The sequence below is a fragment of the Mycobacterium colombiense genome, assembly GCF_001665835.1.
In the GTDB taxonomy this organism is placed as follows: Bacteria; Actinomycetota; Actinomycetes; order Mycobacteriales; family Mycobacteriaceae; genus Mycobacterium; species Mycobacterium colombiense_A.
Genome location: NZ_LZSX01000035.1, coordinates 109,551 through 125,142, shown reverse-complemented (window position 1 = coordinate 125,142; position 15,592 = coordinate 109,551). Strand labels below are relative to the sequence as shown.

18 protein-coding genes are annotated in these 15,592 nt (G+C 67.8%); 13 read left to right on the top strand and 5 right to left on the bottom strand.

Features of this window, described 5'->3' with window-relative positions; genetic code table 11:
* The first annotated feature begins 6 nt into the window (after positions 1-6).
* Positions 7-657, top strand: coding sequence for an envelope integrity protein Cei (gene cei, locus A5760_RS08670; protein WP_064879677.1), 651 nt, complete (start codon positions 7-9; stop codon positions 655-657).
* Positions 658-666: 9 nt separating this feature from the next.
* Here the strand turns inward: cei and A5760_RS08665 are convergent, their stop codons facing one another.
* Positions 667-1,545: an inositol monophosphatase family protein gene (locus tag A5760_RS08665; protein WP_064879675.1), complete on the bottom strand. Its 879-nt coding sequence runs from the start codon at positions 1,543-1,545 to the stop codon at positions 667-669.
* A gap of 101 nt (positions 1,546-1,646) precedes the next feature.
* Between A5760_RS08665 and ppgK the strand changes: the two genes are divergently transcribed.
* The 3 genes from ppgK to A5760_RS08650 all read left to right on the top strand — a co-directional run bounded on the left by ppgK (position 1,647) and on the right by A5760_RS08650 (position 4,687).
* The gene (gene ppgK / locus A5760_RS08660) at positions 1,647-2,456 is read left to right on the top strand and encodes a polyphosphate--glucose phosphotransferase (protein ID WP_064879673.1); all 810 of its coding nucleotides are present in this window, start codon (positions 1,647-1,649) and stop codon (positions 2,454-2,456) included.
* Between the two features lie 175 nt (positions 2,457-2,631).
* The gene (locus A5760_RS08655) at positions 2,632-4,164 is read left to right on the top strand and encodes an RNA polymerase sigma factor (protein ID WP_155764259.1); all 1,533 of its coding nucleotides are present in this window, start codon (positions 2,632-2,634) and stop codon (positions 4,162-4,164) included.
* 100 nt (positions 4,165-4,264) lie between these two features.
* Complete coding sequence (locus A5760_RS08650) at positions 4,265-4,687, top strand: RidA family protein (protein ID WP_064879799.1); 423 nt, start codon at positions 4,265-4,267, stop codon at positions 4,685-4,687.
* Here A5760_RS08650 and A5760_RS08645 read toward each other — a convergent pair.
* The gene (locus A5760_RS08645) at positions 4,627-5,001 is read right to left on the bottom strand and encodes a DUF952 domain-containing protein (RefSeq protein WP_064879669.1); all 375 of its coding nucleotides are present in this window, start codon (positions 4,999-5,001) and stop codon (positions 4,627-4,629) included. The two genes, A5760_RS08650 and A5760_RS08645, sit on opposite strands and share 61 nt — an antisense overlap.
* A gap of 133 nt (positions 5,002-5,134) precedes the next feature.
* Here A5760_RS08645 and A5760_RS08640 point away from each other — a divergent pair, with 133 nt between their 5' ends.
* A complete protein-coding gene (locus tag A5760_RS08640) occupies positions 5,135-5,320 on the top strand; it encodes a DUF7455 domain-containing protein (protein ID WP_064879797.1) in 186 nt (61 codons plus the stop codon).
* 65 nt (positions 5,321-5,385) lie between these two features.
* Positions 5,386-6,387 (top strand): YihY/virulence factor BrkB family protein, encoded by a 1,002-nt coding sequence (locus A5760_RS08635; RefSeq protein WP_064879667.1) that lies wholly within the window; start codon positions 5,386-5,388, stop codon positions 6,385-6,387.
* Here the strand turns inward: A5760_RS08635 and A5760_RS08630 are convergent, their stop codons facing one another.
* Positions 6,388-6,627, bottom strand: coding sequence for a DUF3039 domain-containing protein (locus A5760_RS08630; protein ID WP_064879665.1), 240 nt, complete (start codon positions 6,625-6,627; stop codon positions 6,388-6,390).
* A gap of 58 nt (positions 6,628-6,685) precedes the next feature.
* On the opposite strand from A5760_RS08630, the gene A5760_RS08625 reads away from it, so the two are divergent.
* From A5760_RS08625 to A5760_RS08615, 3 genes are all read left to right on the top strand, one after another.
* Entirely contained in the window at positions 6,686-7,120 is a 435-nt protein-coding gene (locus tag A5760_RS08625; protein ID WP_155764258.1) for a DUF3099 domain-containing protein, read from the top strand.
* 168 nt (positions 7,121-7,288) lie between these two features.
* Positions 7,289-8,248, top strand: a complete 960-nt coding sequence (gene sigB, locus A5760_RS08620; protein ID WP_064879658.1) for a sigma-70 family RNA polymerase sigma factor SigB — start codon at positions 7,289-7,291, stop codon at positions 8,246-8,248.
* Positions 8,249-8,376: 128 nt separating this feature from the next.
* On the top strand, positions 8,377-9,066 hold the full coding sequence (locus A5760_RS08615; RefSeq protein WP_064879654.1) for a metal-dependent transcriptional regulator: 690 nt from the start codon (positions 8,377-8,379) through the stop codon (positions 9,064-9,066).
* Between the two features lie 20 nt (positions 9,067-9,086).
* On the opposite strand, the gene A5760_RS08610 is transcribed toward A5760_RS08615, so the two are convergent.
* Positions 9,087-10,145: a DUF4192 domain-containing protein gene (locus tag A5760_RS08610; protein ID WP_064879652.1), complete on the bottom strand. Its 1,059-nt coding sequence runs from the start codon at positions 10,143-10,145 to the stop codon at positions 9,087-9,089.
* 113 nt (positions 10,146-10,258) lie between these two features.
* Here A5760_RS08610 and sthA point away from each other — a divergent pair, with 113 nt between their 5' ends.
* A complete protein-coding gene (sthA, locus tag A5760_RS08605; protein WP_064879650.1) occupies positions 10,259-11,674 on the top strand; it encodes a Si-specific NAD(P)(+) transhydrogenase in 1,416 nt (471 codons plus the stop codon).
* A 51-nt stretch (positions 11,675-11,725) separates the two neighbouring features.
* On the opposite strand, the gene A5760_RS08600 is transcribed toward sthA, so the two are convergent.
* Positions 11,726-12,562, bottom strand: coding sequence for a trypsin-like serine peptidase (locus A5760_RS08600; RefSeq protein ID WP_064879649.1), 837 nt, complete (start codon positions 12,560-12,562; stop codon positions 11,726-11,728).
* Positions 12,563-12,793: 231 nt separating this feature from the next.
* Between A5760_RS08600 and A5760_RS08595 the strand changes: the two genes are divergently transcribed.
* The 3 genes from A5760_RS08595 to A5760_RS08585 all read left to right on the top strand — a co-directional run bounded on the left by A5760_RS08595 (position 12,794) and on the right by A5760_RS08585 (position 15,592).
* The gene (locus tag A5760_RS08595) at positions 12,794-13,765 is read left to right on the top strand and encodes a proteasome assembly chaperone family protein (protein WP_064879647.1); all 972 of its coding nucleotides are present in this window, start codon (positions 12,794-12,796) and stop codon (positions 13,763-13,765) included.
* Between the two features lie 63 nt (positions 13,766-13,828).
* Positions 13,829-14,860: an alpha/beta fold hydrolase gene (locus tag A5760_RS08590; RefSeq protein ID WP_064879645.1), complete on the top strand. Its 1,032-nt coding sequence runs from the start codon at positions 13,829-13,831 to the stop codon at positions 14,858-14,860.
* A 45-nt stretch (positions 14,861-14,905) separates the two neighbouring features.
* Complete coding sequence (locus A5760_RS08585) at positions 14,906-15,592, top strand: PhzF family phenazine biosynthesis protein (RefSeq protein WP_064879643.1); 687 nt, start codon at positions 14,906-14,908, stop codon at positions 15,590-15,592.

Genomic DNA, 15,592 nt, shown 5'->3' with positions numbered 1-15,592 from the left:
GCAGCTGTGGTCACGCAAATCACCGAGGGTACAGCCTTTGACAAGCACGGTCGGCCTTTTCGGCGACGCAACCCCCGGCCGGCCATCGTCGTCGTGGCGCTTCTCTCGGTGGCCACCGGCGTGATCTGGACGATCGCGCTGACGCGGCCCGCCAAGGTGCACGAGGCCGTGGTGTGCAATCCCCCGCCAGAGGCGGCCGGGTCGGCGCCGGCCCAGCTCGGTGAGCAGGTGTCGCGCAGCGCCATGATGGACGTCACACCCGCCAAACTCGCCGACACCAAGGTTCGCGTCCTCAACGCCAGCGGCCGGGGCGGGCAGGCCGGCGATGTCGCCGGGGCGATGAAAGACCTCGGCTTCGCGCAGCCGACCGCCGCCAACGACCCCCTCTATGCGGGCACCAGACTCACCTGCCAGGGTCAAATCCGGTTCGGCACCGCCGGACAGGCCACCGCGGCGGCCGTGTGGCTGGTGGCGCCGTGCACCGAGCTGTTCAACGACAACCGCGCCGACGATTCCGTCGACCTGTCCCTGGGCACCGACTTCAGCGCGTTGGCCCACAACGACGACATCGACGCGGTGCTCGCCACCCTGCGTCCCGGCGCCACCGAGCCCTCAGATCCCACTCTGCTGGCCAAGATTCACGCCAGCAGCTGCTGACGCGGCGGGTCAATCCAGAATCGGATCCAGGCCGTTGAAGCGCTCCAGGACGGCCAGCAACTCGTCGGCGATGCCGGGCGCGGCGGCCAGCGCCAGGCCGGCCCCGTTCGCGCCGGGCGCGGGCAGCACCACCCGGGCCCCGGCCTCGGCGGCGATCAGCGCACCGGCGGCGCGATCCCACACCTGCAGCCCGTGCTCGTAGTAGGCGTCGAGCCGGCCCGAGGCGACCATGCACAGATCCAGTGCGGCCGAACCGATGCGACGGACGTCGCGGACCACCGGCAGCATCCGGGCCAACAACGCCGCCTGCGCCGCGCGGCGCTGCCGCGAATAGCCGAAACCGGTGCCCAGCAACGCCATTGACAAATCGTCGACCGCGGAGCTCTGCAACGGCTGCGTCCCCGCGTCGTCGGTGACATGCGCACCCAGGCCCAGCGCCGCCGAGTACACCCGGTTTCCGACGACGTCGGCGACCGCCCCGGCCAGCGACTCGCCGTTGACCTGTGCGCCGACCGACACCGCGTAGGCGGGGATGCCGTAGACGAAATTCACTGTGCCGTCGATGGGATCGAGCACCCAGGTGACCGATCCGGCCGGTGTGCCCGCCGGATCGGCGGGCCCGCCGCCCTCCTCGCCGAGAATTGGTTCCCCTGGCCGTAATTCGGCCAGCCGGTCGCGCAACAGCCGCTCCGTTTCGGTGTCGACCACGGTCACCGGGTCGGTCGGGGTGCTCTTCGAGCGCACCGCACCACTGTCTGGGGTTTGCAAGCCGGCCGCGTCGGCGCCGAAAACCTCTGCCCGCCGACGCCTCACGAACGCGGCGGCCTCCGTGGCCAGGGTTTCGGCGACCGAGCGCAGCCGTACGAGCTCGTCATCGGAAGGGGTCACCGGTCTATCGCATCACAGTCGCGACGGCCGCGCAGACGCCACGGGCGACATGGCCACGGCGCTAAGGTGGGCGGACAGCCCTGTCACGCCGAGGAGATTCGATGACCAGCACCGACTCGACCACGGACACGCCCGGCACCGCCATCGCCGACGGCAGGCCGCAGCGTCTCGGATTCGGCGTCGACGTCGGCGGCAGTGGCATCAAGGGCGGCATCGTCGACATGGAGACCGGGCAGCTGATCGGCGAGCGGGTCAAGCTGCTGACCCCACAGCCCGCGACGCCCTCGGCGGTGGCCAAGATCATCGCCCAGGTGGTCAACGCCTTCGAGTGGACCGGTCCGCTCGGCGTGACCTATCCCGGAGTCGTCACCCACGGCGTGGTGCAGACGGCGGCCAACGTGGACAAGGCGTGGATCGGCACCAACGCGCGCGACATCATCAGCGCCGAGCTGAACGGTCAGGAAGTCACCGTTCTCAACGACGCCGACGCGGCCGGGCTGGCCGAGGAGCATTACGGCGCGGGCAAGGGCCAGTCGGGCCTGGTGGTGTTGCTGACCTTCGGCACCGGGATCGGCTCCGCGGTGATTCACAACGGGACGCTGATACCAAACACCGAGTTGGGCCATCTCGAGGTCGGCGGCAAGGAGGCCGAGCAGCGGGCGGCGTCCTCGGTGAAGGAGAAGAACGACTGGTCCTACGAAAAGTGGGCCAGGCAGGTGACCAAAGTGCTGGTGAGCATCGAGAACGCGGTGTGGCCGGATCTGTTCATCGCGGGCGGCGGGATCAGCCGCAAGGCGGACAAATGGGTGCCGCTGCTGACCAACCGCACCCCGGTGGTGGCCGCGGCCCTGCTCAACACCGCCGGGATCGTCGGCGCGGCCATGGCCGCCACCTCGGACGTGACCCACTGATTTCGCCCGGCAGAGCCGTAGTACCGCGCACTGTCGTTACAATGGTCCTCGGCGAACGCCCAACCGATAGCGTGCACCTACCACGCTGATACCAACGCCGACATCGACATAGCAGACACTTTCGGTTAACCATGCCCAATACCCACCGAAGGTGAGCCCAAACGAAGGGGTGTAAGTGGCAGCGACGAAAGCAAGCCCGGCGACGGATGGGCCGGTGAAACGCACCGCCACGAAGTCTCCGTCGTCCCCCGCCAAGCGACCGGCGGCCAAGGCCGCCAACGGATCGGCACCCGCGAAGCGGGCGGCCAAGGCAGCATCGCCGTCCACCAAGTCCGACGACGACGCGGCCGCCGACCCCAAGAAGACCCGCGCCGCGGCCAAGGGCGCCAAGGCGCCGTCGGCGCGCGGCACCAAAGCGGCCAAGGGCGGGCCGGCGGATCCGGACGCCCTCGATTCCGACGGTGCCGTCGAGGATCTCGACAACGAACCCGACCTCGAGGGTGAGCCGGGCGAAGAACTCGAGATCGAGGCCGACCTCAGCCTCGACGACCTCGAGGAGGAGGTAGCGTCCGACGGCGAAGACTCCGACGAGGCCGAGGTCGAGGTCGAGGTCGAGGGCGAGGAAGAAGTCGCCGCGAAGCCCGCCGCCAAGGCCGCCGTGGCCGCCGCGGAGGACGACGAGGAAATCGCCGAGCCCAGCGAAAAGGACAAGGCCTCCGGCGATTTCGTGTGGGACGAGGACGAATCCGAGGCGTTGCGGCAGGCCCGCAAAGACGCCGAGCTGACGGCCTCCGCCGACTCGGTTCGCGCCTACCTCAAGCAGATCGGTAAGGTCGCGCTGCTCAACGCCGAGGAAGAGGTCGAGCTGGCCAAGCGGATCGAGGCCGGGCTGTACGCCACGCAGCTGATGACCGAGCTGACCGAGCGCGGCGACAAGCTGCCCGCCGCCCAGCGCCGCGACATGGTGTGGATCTGCCGCGACGGCGATCGCGCGAAGAACCACCTGCTGGAAGCCAACCTGCGACTGGTGGTGTCGCTGGCCAAGCGCTACACCGGCCGCGGCATGGCGTTCCTGGACCTCATCCAGGAGGGCAACCTGGGCCTGATCCGCGCGGTCGAGAAGTTCGACTACACCAAGGGCTACAAGTTTTCCACGTACGCGACGTGGTGGATCCGTCAGGCCATCACCCGCGCCATGGCCGACCAGGCCCGCACCATCCGCATCCCGGTGCACATGGTCGAGGTCATCAACAAGCTGGGCCGTATCCAGCGCGAGCTGCTGCAGGACCTGGGCCGCGAGCCCACGCCCGAAGAGCTGGCCAAGGAAATGGACATCACGCCCGAAAAGGTGCTGGAGATCCAGCAATACGCCCGCGAGCCGATTTCGCTGGACCAGACCATCGGCGACGAGGGCGACAGCCAGCTGGGCGACTTCATCGAGGACAGCGAGGCCGTGGTAGCGGTGGACGCGGTGTCGTTCACGCTGCTGCAGGACCAGCTGCAGTCGGTACTGGAGACGTTGTCGGAGCGCGAGGCGGGCGTAGTAAGGCTGCGCTTCGGTCTCACCGACGGCCAGCCGCGCACCCTGGACGAGATCGGGCAGGTTTACGGCGTGACCCGTGAGCGCATCCGCCAGATCGAGTCCAAGACGATGTCGAAGCTGCGCCACCCCAGCCGCTCGCAGGTGCTGCGCGACTACCTCGACTAGCCGAGGCGGCCGTCGATCGAAAGAGGTTGCCCCACACGCCATCTCGATGGGCGCTGAAATTCGGCTGCGCTCGCCGCGCGGGCGCCGTACGGTGACGTCCATGTCAGCGGACCGCACCCTCGTCTCGTCGGAATCCGACTTCGAATTGGCGGTCGGCTACTCGCGCGCGGTGCGGGTCGGTCCGCATGTGGCGGTGGCCGGGACGACCGGCACCGGGCCCGCCGGTGACATTGCCGCCCAGGCACGAGATGCTTTGCGCCGCATCGAGATTGCCTTGCACCAAGCGGGCGCCGCGCTCACCGACGTGGTGCGCACCCGCATCTACGTCACCGACATCTCGCGCTGGCGCGAGGTGGGAGCCGTGCACGAGCAGGTCTTCGGTGCGATACGCCCCGCGGCGACCATGGTCGAGGTGTCGGCGCTGATCGCGCCCGAGTTGCTGGTGGAGATCGAGGCCGACGCCTACGTCGACTCCCCGTCGCCCGAGATCGGCGCGAAGGAGCCGTCGCCGGCCGGCGGGTAGGCGGTGACCCGGATCACAGCGGCCACCGGCAGGGGGCCGTACAGATGCGGGAACAACATCGACTCGGGATCGGTTGCCACCCCCGGCTCCCACCGCACCGGCGCGGCAAGCCGGGCCGGGTCGATGTGCAACAGGACCAGGTCGTCACGACCGCGGTAGAGCCGGTTGGCCGGCAGGTGCACCTGCTCGGGCGCCGACAGATGGATGAACTCGCCACCGCTCCCGGCGTCCGGGTAAATTGCGCCTCGTCGGCGGGCCTGCACCCACTGCTCGGTTCCGCACAGGTGCACCAGGGTGTCAGGAACGAAGGTCACAACTTCGACACCCTAGAGACCGCCCAAACCAAACTTGACCAGCCCGTGAGAAACGACACACCCGATAACGATCGGGGAACAAGGCGAAAACGCCATACGTCTGAGAAAGTGAATGTACGAGAACGGAGAAGCCATGAATGCAACTCTGACGAGTCCAGAACTGACCCGTGCCGACCGCTGCGACCGCTGCGGTGCTGCGGCTCGGGTACGCGCCAAGCTGCCTTCCGGTCTTGAGCTTCTCTTCTGCCAGCATCACGCCAACGAGCACGAGGCGAAGCTGAGCGAGCTGGACGCCGTGCTGGAGTTCAGCGAAAGCTAGCCGCAGCGAACTCGCCCATCGCCAATGTGGGCGGTGCGAGCGATCTTCGGTAATGCTGGACGGGTATGAGCGAGCAGGTCGCGAAACCGTCGCGCCACCACATTTGGCGAATCACCCTGAGGACCCTGTCCAAGAGTTGGGACGACTCGATTTTCTCGGAGTCGGCTCAGGCTGGTTTCTGGTCGGCGTTGTCACTGCCGCCGTTGCTGCTCGGGATGCTGGGCACGTTGGCCTATGTGGCGCCGCTGTTCGGCCCCGACATGCTGCCCAGCATCCTGCGTCAGCTGATCTCGACCGCACACAGCGTGTTCTCCCGCAGCGTGGTCAACGAGATCATCGAGCCGACCGTCCGGGACATCGCCAACAACGCCCGCGGCGAGGTGGTGTCACTGGGGTTCATCATCTCGTTGTGGGCGGGGTCGTCGGCCATCTCGGCGTTCGTCGACTCCGTGGTCGAGGCGCATGACCAGACGCCGTTGCGCCACCCGGTGCGCCAGCGCCTGTTCGCCCTGTTCCTCTACGTGGTGATGCTGGTGTTCGTGGTGGCCACGGCGCCGCTGGTGGTGATGGGCCCGCGCAAGGTGGGTGAACACATCCCGCTGGGCCTGTCCAACGTGCTGCGCTACGGCTACTACCCGGCGCTGATTGTCGGTCTGACGATCGGGGTGATGATCCTGTACCGGGTCGCACTCCCCGAGCCGTTGCCGTCGCACCGGCTGATCCTGGGCGCAATGCTGGCGACCACGGTGTTCGTCACCGCCACGCTCGGCCTGCGGTTCTACCTGGGGTGGATCACCAGCACCGGCTACACCTACGGCGCGCTCTCCACGCCCATCGCGTTCTTGTTGTTCGCGTTCTTCGGCGGCTTCGCGATCATGCTCGGCGCCGAACTCAACGCGGCCATCCAGGAGGAATTCCCCGCACCCCGGACGCACGCCCACCGGCTGCGCAAATGGCTGTTCACCCGGTCGCCCGCCCTGAAGCGGACCGTGGAGACCCTCGCCAGCCCGATTGCGAACCCCGCGACGCAGCAGCGCGACGTCGCGCCGGCGGAGCCGCCCCGGTGATCAGCCCTTCTTCATCCGGTCGTAGATCTGCTTGCAGTCCGGGCAGACCGGTGAGCCCGGCTTGGCCGCCTTGGTGACGGGAAAAACCTCGCCGCACAACGCCACGACGTGGTTGCCCATCACCGCACTCTCGGCGATCTTGTCCTTTTTGACGTAGTGGAAGTACTTCGGGGTGTCGCTGCCGGTCCCGTCGTCGACGCGTTCGTCGGTCTCGGTGCGTTCGATCGTTTGGGTCTGCATACCTGACATTGTGCACTGCCCGGCAGCCCCGGAAACCGGCCGAGCCGGAATCCGCCAGTTGTGGGACAGTGGAGAAATGAAGCACGGCTCCGATCCGGGGTTCGATGACTTTGACGGCAACAAAGGCCGCCCAGTGCTCATCACCGCGGCAGCGACCTCGTATGAGGAGCAGCACCGTGCGCGGGTCCGTAAGTACCTGACCTTGATGGCTTTCCGGATCCCGGCGCTCATCCTGGCCGCGGTCGCCTACGGCGCGTGGCACAACGGGCTGATCTCCCTGGCGATCGTCGCGCTGTCAATCCCGTTGCCGTGGATGGCCGTTCTGATCGCGAATGACCGGCCGCCGCGCAGCGCCGACGAGCCGCGCCGGTTCGACAACGCCCGCCAGCGCACCCCCCTCTTCCCCCGGGCCGAACATCGTGCGCTCGAGCCCCCGCAGCACCCGCAGCCGGAGTGGCCTCCGGGCGCAGGGGGCGGAATCGATCACGGCTAGCCGTCGTTTCTGGTGAAGGTGACCGCACGGGCGGACTTCTCAGGACATTCTCAGGTCTGCGGCACATTCCTGCACGTCAAGACGTGTGAGATGGCGAATCGCTGGGAACTCTCAGAGCTGATCTGTCGTTGAACTCCATGACAGAACAAAGCCGAACGGGAGGTCGCTATGGCGAACGCCAGCACGAGCAGATTTGACGGCGATCTGGATGCTCAAAGCCCCGCAGCGGACCTGGTGCGCGTATATCTCAACGGAATCGGTAAGACGGCACTTCTCAATGCCGCCGGCGAAGTTGAACTCGCCAAGCGCATCGAAGCCGGGCTTTACGCCGAACACCTGCTTGGAACGCGTAAGCGCCTCGGGGAGAACCGCAAACGCGATCTGGAGGCCGTGGTTCGCGACGGTCAGGCGGCGCGCCGTCACCTGCTGGAAGCGAACCTGCGTCTGGTGGTGTCGCTGGCCAAGCGGTACACGGGTCGCGGCATGCCGCTGCTGGATCTGATCCAGGAGGGCAACCTCGGGCTGATCCGCGCGATGGAAAAGTTCGACTACACAAAGGGTTTCAAGTTCTCGACCTACGCGACGTGGTGGATCCGTCAGGCCATCACCCGCGGCATGGCCGACCAGAGCCGCACCATCCGGCTGCCGGTTCATCTGGTGGAGCAGGTCAACAAGCTGGCGCGGATCAAGCGCGAGATGCACCAGAACCTGGGCCGCGAGGCGACCGACGAGGAACTTGCCGCCGAGTCCGGCATCCCGGTCGAGAAGATCAACGACCTGCTCGAGCACAGTCGCGACCCGGTAAGCCTGGACATGCCCGTCGGCTCCGAGGAGGAGGCCCCGCTGGGCGACTTCATCGAGGACGCCGAGGCGATGTCCGCCGAGAACGCGGTGATCGCCGAGCTGCTGCACACCGACATCCGCAGCGTGCTGGCCACCCTGGACGAGCGTGAGCACCAGGTGATCCGGTTGCGTTTCGGCCTGGACGACGGCCAGCCGCGCACCCTGGACCAGATCGGCAAGCTGTTCGGCCTGTCCCGCGAGCGGGTCCGCCAAATCGAACGGGACGTAATGTCCAAACTCCGCAACGGGGAGCGCGCCGACCGGCTACGGTCGTACGCGAGCTAACACCTCACTCAAGCTAGGTACAGACGGTATGCCCGCCGCGTCAGCGGCGGGCATACTGCTTGCCTGGGAGGCGTTACAACCATTCGCGCTGCTGGCCAAGTAGACTCAGCGTCGACGGAGGGTGCTGAATGAACGACCTGGTTGACACCACCGAGATGTACTTGCGGACCATCTACGACCTCGAAGAAGAGGGCGTGACGCCGCTACGTGCCCGCATCGCCGAACGCCTCGATCAGAGCGGGCCGACTGTCAGCCAAACCGTGTCGCGCATGGAGCGGGACGGTTTACTCCACGTGGCCGGTGACCGCCACCTCGAGCTCACCGACAAGGGCCGGGCGCTGGCCATTTCCGTGATGCGCAAGCACCGCCTCGCCGAACGCCTGCTGGTCGACGTCATCGGCCTGCCCTGGGAAGAGGTCCACGCCGAGGCGTGCCGCTGGGAGCACGTGATGAGCGAGGACGTCGAGCGGCGCCTGGTGAAGGTACTCAACCACCCGACCACCTCGCCCTTCGGCAACCCGATCCCCGGACTCCTCGATCTGGGCGTGGGCCCCGAGTCCTGGTCCGAGGACGGCCCTCTGGTCCGGCTGACCGAGCTGCCCGCCGGCGCGCCGGTGGCCGTGGTGGTGCGCCAGCTGACCGAGCACGTCCAGGGCGACATCGACCTGATCTCACGCCTGAAGGACGCCGGCGTCGTCCCGAACGCGCGCGTCACCGTCGAGAACGGCTCCGCCGGGGTGACCATCGTCATCCCGGGCCACGAGAACGTCACCCTGCCGCACGAGATGGCGCACGCGGTCAAGGTCGAGAAGGTCTGACCCGGGCCGTTCGTGCCCACCTATCCCGCCCTTCGGCCGAACGGCCGCCGCGGCGGCAGCTGCACGCCGAACCGCTTGGCCAGCCGGTAGCCGGTCAGCGCCAGGTCCCGGATGTCCTCGGGCCGCAGACCCGACTGCAACGCGGTATCCAGCATCCCCGCCATCCGATGGTCGGGCGCACAGCGCAGCGCCTCCTGCAGCGACACCCCGGCGAGCGGGCCATCGCCGCGGGCGTACGCGCTGAACGCGATCAGCACCAGGGCCTCGACCCGCCACGGCGGCGGCAGCGTGCGCGCCAGCAGCGCCCACAACGACTCGACGTCGCCGGCGCTCTCCCCGACCGCAAGGGCATACAGGATGTCGCGCACCTGCGCGTCGGTCAGGGCACAGCCCAGCGCCGCCATCTCGCTGTCGGGCAGCGGTTCCCCGGCCGCGACCCTGGCGGCTGCGGCCATCGCCGTCTCCACGTCGCCGCGGGTGCAGCGGACCGGATGCGCACGATGCGCCGCCCGTCTCCTGGCGGCCTGCTGCCGGACCGCGTCGGCCAGCGCGGCGCTGCGCGCCGGGTCGTCGGGCGCGATGACCGCCTGCAGGTCGGCACGCCTCGGATAGAGCCGCCTGCCTTCCAGCACCGCCGCGGCGGCCAGCGGGGAGGCCGCGGGATCGTCGACCAGGCCGCTCGACCCGCAGCCCTCGGCGCAGTGCCAGCGGCCGCCGAGGGCCACGTGGTCGACCACGTGCGTAGCCCACAGCTCAATGTGGTGCTGCGACAAGGCTTCCGCGAGCGCCGCCGCCAGCTGCCGGTATTCGTCGTTGCAGCTGGGACAGTAGGCGCCGTCCGCGTCGACGATCACCGCGATCACGGCCTCCGGGGCCGCCGCGGCGGCGACCTCCGCCAGGTGCTCCAGCCGTTCGACAAGTTCCTCGGAGAGGTCGACGCGCATCACCGAGCCGAGCTCCCCGTCGCCCAAAGACACTAATACCAATGAATTTTCGGGAACGAAGCCGAGAACGGCCGGCAGAGCGGCGATGAGTGCACCGGGGCGGGAAAGTTCGAAGTCTTCTCGAGGCGTCGTCATGAGCACCAACGCTGACGGGCGCCACCGTCAACCGGTGCGCACGTGCGCGGGTGCGGCGGCGGACCTGTGGATGAACCCAGCACTGTGCGTCGTGCTGCCTTACTGTTAGGCCCATGAGTTCGGCGCAAGAGTACGACATGGTGGTCATCGGGTCCGGGCCCGGCGGACAGAAGGCCGCCATCGCGTCGGCCAAGCTCGGTAAGTCGGTCGCGATCGTCGAGCGCGGCCAAATGCTCGGCGGTGTCTGCGTCCAGACCGGCACCATCCCGTCAAAGACGTTGCGCGAGGCGGTCCTCTATCTCACCGGGATGAGCCAGCGCGAACTCTACGGCGCGAGCTACCGCGTCAAGGAGAAGATCACCCCGGCCGATCTGCTGGCCCGAACCCAGCACGTCATCGGCAAGGAAGTCGACGTGGTGCGCAACCAGCTGATGCGCAACCGCATCGACTTGCTGATCGGCCACGGGCGTTTCGTCGACCCGCACACCATCGAGGTCGAGGATCCGTCGCGGCGCGAAAAGATAACCATCACAGGCAAATACGTCGTCATCGCCACCGGCACCCGGCCGGCACGGCCCTCCGGCGTCGAGTTCGACGAGCACCGGGTGCTCGACTCCGACGGGATCCTCGATCTCAAGTCGCTGCCCACCTCGATGGTGGTCGTCGGCGCGGGTGTCATCGGCATCGAGTACGCCTCGATGTTCGCCGCGCTGGGCACCAAGGTCACTGTCGTGGAGAAGCGCGGCGACATGCTCGACTTCTGCGACCCCGAGGTCGTCGAGGCGCTGAAGTTCCACCTGCGCGACCTCGCGGTGACATTCCGGTTCGGTGAGGAGGTGACCGCGGTCGACGTAGGGTCGGCGGGCACCGTCACCACCCTGGCCAGCGGCAAGCAGATCCCCGCCGAGACGGTGATGTACTCGGCCGGGCGGCAAGGCCAGACCGATCATCTCGACCTGCACAACGCCGAGCTGGAAGCCGACAACCGCGGGCGGATCTTCGTCGACGACAACTTCCAGACCAAGGTGCCCCACATCTACGCCGTCGGCGACGTGATCGGCTTCCCCGCGCTGGCCGCGACGTCGATGGAACAGGGACGCCTGGCCGCCTACCACGCGTTCGGGGAAGCGTGCGACGGCATCACCGAGCTGCAACCGATCGGCATCTACTCCATCCCCGAGGTGTCCTACGTCGGCGCCACCGAGGTGGAGCTGACGAAGAACTCAGTGCCCTACGAGGTCGGCGTGGCCAGGTACCGCGAGCTGGCCCGCGGCCAGATCGCCGGCGACTCCTACGGGATGCTCAAACTGCTGGTGTCCACCGAGGACCTCAGGGTGCTCGGCGTGCACATCTTCGGCACCAGCGCCACCGAGATGGTGCACATCGGGCAGGCCGTGATGGGTTGCGGCGGCACGGTGGAATACCTGGTGGACGCGGTGTTCAATTACCCCACGTTCTCCGAGGCCTACAAGGTGGCGGCGCTCGACGTGATGAACAAAGTCCGGGCGCTCAACCAGTTCCGCCACTAACCCAATGGCGGCGACCCGCTGCGCCCGGCTGCGCCGCGCCGGCGATCGCCACTAACAGGCGTCTGAGAGATCGTTCGGGATCGGATCGCCGGGCCCACCGACCTCGGCGCGATGCAGCAGCTCGGCGGTCTGCGCGTCGAACGGCGCCGAATACGACACGTTCGCGGCGCAACCGCCCCGCTCGAGACCGCCGATCAGCCCGATGAGCGTCGTGCCGCTGACCCAGGGCGCACCGCTGGTGCCGTCCACCAGGCCCTCGCAGGCCAAGGCGGGGAACCCGGTGTCGGTGATGGACGTGCTGGCCTGGCACCCGATGGGCGAGCCACCCACGCCCGCCGGATAGCCGAGCACGGTGACGCGGCTGCCCGGGGGCGGCGTCACGCCCAGCGTCAGCGCCAGGCCGACCCGGGACTCGACGGGGGCGCCGGCCTCGTTGTTGACCCGCGCGATCGCGTAGTCGGCGTGCGGGTCCTTGCTGGCCATCCAGCGTGGATCGAGGTAGACCGTGTCGGCCTTCCACACATCGGCGGGGCCGGGTGCGGCGTCCCCGGCGAAACCGGGGACGAAGGTGATCAGCGAGGCGCCGGCCAGACAGTGCGCGGCGGTCATGATCAGGTTGCCGCCCGTGGAATGCACCACCGAGCCGGTGCAGACGTGCAGCGGGCCACCGTCGATGAAGATCGCCCCGATGCGCCGATCCGGCTCGACCGGGCCCGCGATGGCCTTCTGCTCGGGCGCGCTGAGCCGCTGCACCGGGCCGCCGACGCGCGGGGCGGACACCGGGGCGCCCGACGCATGCTGGACCGGAGGACGACAGGCCGTCAGCGACGTAGCCACCCCCACCACCAAGCAGAGCATCAGGATCCGAATGCGCATCGCCTTCATCATGCCTGACCGGTGTTCTGCAAGCCGACTTCCACACATCGCGGTGCGCCACGGGGCTTGCCGGTGCGCGCGCCGGCGGTTCCCGCGGCGCCGTTCGCGGATTACGCCTGAGGATTATGGCGTTTCATCCCACAGCGTGACTGCGAAGTTCGCTGATAGATGTTGGTGCCGCCTGATTCGGGGGAAACTTGGTAGGGCACCCTGGAAAGACCCCCAAAGAGGAGGCGATCGCAGATGGCTCACCACCGAGACCCAGGTGATCAGTACCAGCCAGGGCAGGCTGGTATGTACGAGCTCGAGTTGCCGGCACCGCAGTTGTCGACGTCCGACGGCCGCGGTCCAGTGTTGGTGCATGCCTTGGAGGGCTTTTCCGACGCAGGTCATGCCATCAAGCTGTCGGCCGCGCACCTGAAGGCGGTGCTGGACACCGAGCTTGTCGCGTCCTTCGCGATCGACGAATTGCTGGACTACCGCTCACGGCGGCCGCTGATGACGTTCAAGACCGACCACTTCACCCATTACGAGGATCCCGAGCTGAGCCTGTACGCGATGCGCGACACGATCGGCACGCCGTTCCTGTTGCTGGCCGGCATGGAACCGGACCTCAAGTGGGAGCGCTTCATCACCGCCGTCCGGCTGCTGGCCGAGCGCCTCGGCGTGCGCCAGACCATCGGCCTGGGCACGGTCCCGATGGCGGTTCCGCACACCCGGCCGACCACCATGACCGCACACTCCAACAACCCGGAGCTGATCGCCAACTTCCAGCCGTGGATCTCGGAAATCCAGGTTCCCGGCAGCGCCTCCAACCTGTTGGAGTACCGGATGGGCCAGCACGGTCACGAGGTCGTCGGCTACACCGTGCACGTCCCGCACTACCTCACCCAGACCGATTACCCGGCCGCCGCGCAGGCGTTGCTCGAGCAGGTCGCCAAGACCGCCTCGCTGGAGCTGCCGCTGACGGCGTTGACCGAAGCGGCCGAGGTGATTCGGGCCAAGATCGACGAGCAGGTCGAGGCGAGCGCGGAGGTCGCTCAAGTGGTGGCCGCGCTGGAGCGCCAGTACGATGCCTTCATCGACGCTCAGGAGAACAGATCGTTACTAGCTCGCGACGAGGATCTGCCTAGCGGCGACGAGCTGGGCGCAGAGTTCGAGCGATTTCTGGCCCAGCAGGCGGAGAAGAAGTTCGACGACGACGACAAGGCCTGACCCACTCAGCACGACGCCCCAGCCAGGCCGCCCTTAGCCCGGCCCGACATCAAGGTTGGCGATATGACCGAGCGGAAGCGCAAGAGCACGCTCCGCCCGGTGCGTGAAGTGACCGCACCCAGACTCGAGTTCCGCACCATCCACGGTTACAAGCGGGCCTACCGCATCGCCGGCTCAGGGCCGGCGATTCTGCTGATTCACGGCATCGGCGACAACTCCACCACGTGGAATGCGGTGCAGGCCAAGCTCGCCCAGCGTTTCACAGTGATCGCCCCGGATCTGCTGGGCCACGGGCAATCCGACAAGCCGCGCGCCGACTACTCGATTGCGGCGTACGCGAACGGGATGCGTGACCTGCTCAGCGTGCTCGACATCGAGCGGGTCACCATCATCGGTCACTCGCTCGGCGGCGGCGTGGCCATGCAATTCGCCTACCAATTCCCGCATTTGGTGGAACGGCTGATCCTGGTCGGCGCCGGTGGCGTCACCAAGGACGTCAACTTCGTGCTGCGCTGGGCCTCGCTGCCGATGGGCAGCGAGGCGATCGCTTTGCTGCGGTTGCCGCTGGTGCTGCCGGCGGTTCAGACCATCGGACGCGTCCTGGGCCTGGCGTTGGGCAGCACCGGGCTGGGCCGCGACCTGCCCAACGTGCTGCGAATCCTCGACGACCTGCCCGAACCGACGGCCTCCGCGGCGTTCAGCCGGACGCTGCGGGCGGTGGTGGATTGGCGTGGGCAGATCGTCACCATGCTCGACCGATGTTATCTGACCGAAGCCATTCCGGTGCAAATCGTCTGGGGCACAAAGGATGTGGTCGTTCCCGTGCGGCACGCGTGGATGGCACATGCCGCGATGCCGGGCTCGCGTCTGGAAATCTTCGAGGGCTCCGGCCACTTCCCCTTTCACGACGACCCGGCGAGGTTCATCGACGTCGTCGAGCGCTTCATCGATTCCACCGACCCCGCCGAGTACGACCAGGCCAGCCTTCGCGGCCTGCTCCGCACCGGCGGGGGCGAGCAGGCCGTCTCGGGCCCCGCGCCCACTCGGGTCGCGGTGCTGAACGCGATGGGGTCGGACGAGCGCAGCGCCACCTGATCACCTTGGTCGATGCGGCCCGCTGCCGCGTCGTACAGTCGGGCCATGGGGATCGACGTGACGGTGTTGCGGGTGTTCACCGATTCGGACGGCAATTTCGGTAATCCGCTGGGTGTGGTGGACGCCGGCCAGGTCGAGGTCGCGGCCCGGCAGCGGCTGGCAACCCAATTGGGCTACAGCGAGACGGTTTTCGTCGGCCTTCCGGCCCCCGGCTCCGCCACCGCGCACGCCACCATCTACACGCCGCGAACCGAACTACCTTTCGCCGGGCACCCGACCGTCGGCGCGACGTGGTGGCTGCGCGAGAACGGTTCGCCGATCAACACGCTGCGGGTGCCGGCCGGGATCGTGCAGGTGGGCTACGACGAACACCGCGCCAGCATCAACGCCCGCGCGGACTGGGCGCCCGATTTCGCCCTGCACGAATTCGCTTCGGCCGACGAGGTTCTCGCCGCCGACCCGTCGGATTATCCCGACGACACCACGCACTACCTGTGGGCCTGGACCGACCGAACGGCCGGTTCGCTGCGGTCGCGGATGTTCGCCGCCAACCTCGGTGTGGTCGAGGACGAGGCGACCGGTTCGGCGGCGATGCGGATCACCGATTACCTGAGCCAAGGCTTGCGGATCACCCAGGGCAAGGGCTCCGTCATCGACACGACGTGGAGCGCCGAGGGCTGGGTAGGGGTGGCCGGGCGGGTCGTCAATGACGGTGTGAGACACCTGAACTGA

Excerpts from the sequence above, each read along its gene's own strand:
- sthA (WP_064879650.1), top strand. The coding sequence starts at position 10,259 with ATGAGTTCGGCGCAAGAGTACGACATGGTGGTCATCGGGTCCGGGCCC.
- ppgK (WP_064879673.1), top strand. The coding sequence starts at position 1,647 with ATGACCAGCACCGACTCGACCACGGACACGCCCGGCACCGCCATCGCC.
- sigB (WP_064879658.1), top strand. The coding sequence starts at position 7,289 with ATGGCGAACGCCAGCACGAGCAGATTTGACGGCGATCTGGATGCTCAA.
- A5760_RS08600 (WP_064879649.1), bottom strand. The coding sequence starts at position 12,562 with ATGATGAAGGCGATGCGCATTCGGATCCTGATGCTCTGCTTGGTGGTG.
- A5760_RS08650 (WP_064879799.1), top strand. The coding sequence starts at position 4,265 with ATGTCAGCGGACCGCACCCTCGTCTCGTCGGAATCCGACTTCGAATTG.
- A5760_RS08630 (WP_064879665.1), bottom strand. The coding sequence starts at position 6,627 with ATGCAGACCCAAACGATCGAACGCACCGAGACCGACGAACGCGTCGAC.
- A5760_RS08610 (WP_064879652.1), bottom strand. The coding sequence starts at position 10,145 with ATGACGACGCCTCGAGAAGACTTCGAACTTTCCCGCCCCGGTGCACTC.
- A5760_RS08640 (WP_064879797.1), top strand. The coding sequence starts at position 5,135 with ATGAATGCAACTCTGACGAGTCCAGAACTGACCCGTGCCGACCGCTGC.
- A5760_RS08590 (WP_064879645.1), top strand. The coding sequence starts at position 13,829 with ATGACCGAGCGGAAGCGCAAGAGCACGCTCCGCCCGGTGCGTGAAGTG.
- A5760_RS08585 (WP_064879643.1), top strand. The coding sequence starts at position 14,906 with ATGGGGATCGACGTGACGGTGTTGCGGGTGTTCACCGATTCGGACGGC.
- A5760_RS08635 (WP_064879667.1), top strand. The coding sequence starts at position 5,386 with ATGAGCGAGCAGGTCGCGAAACCGTCGCGCCACCACATTTGGCGAATC.
- A5760_RS08595 (WP_064879647.1), top strand. The coding sequence starts at position 12,794 with ATGGCTCACCACCGAGACCCAGGTGATCAGTACCAGCCAGGGCAGGCT.
- A5760_RS08615 (WP_064879654.1), top strand. The coding sequence starts at position 8,377 with ATGAACGACCTGGTTGACACCACCGAGATGTACTTGCGGACCATCTAC.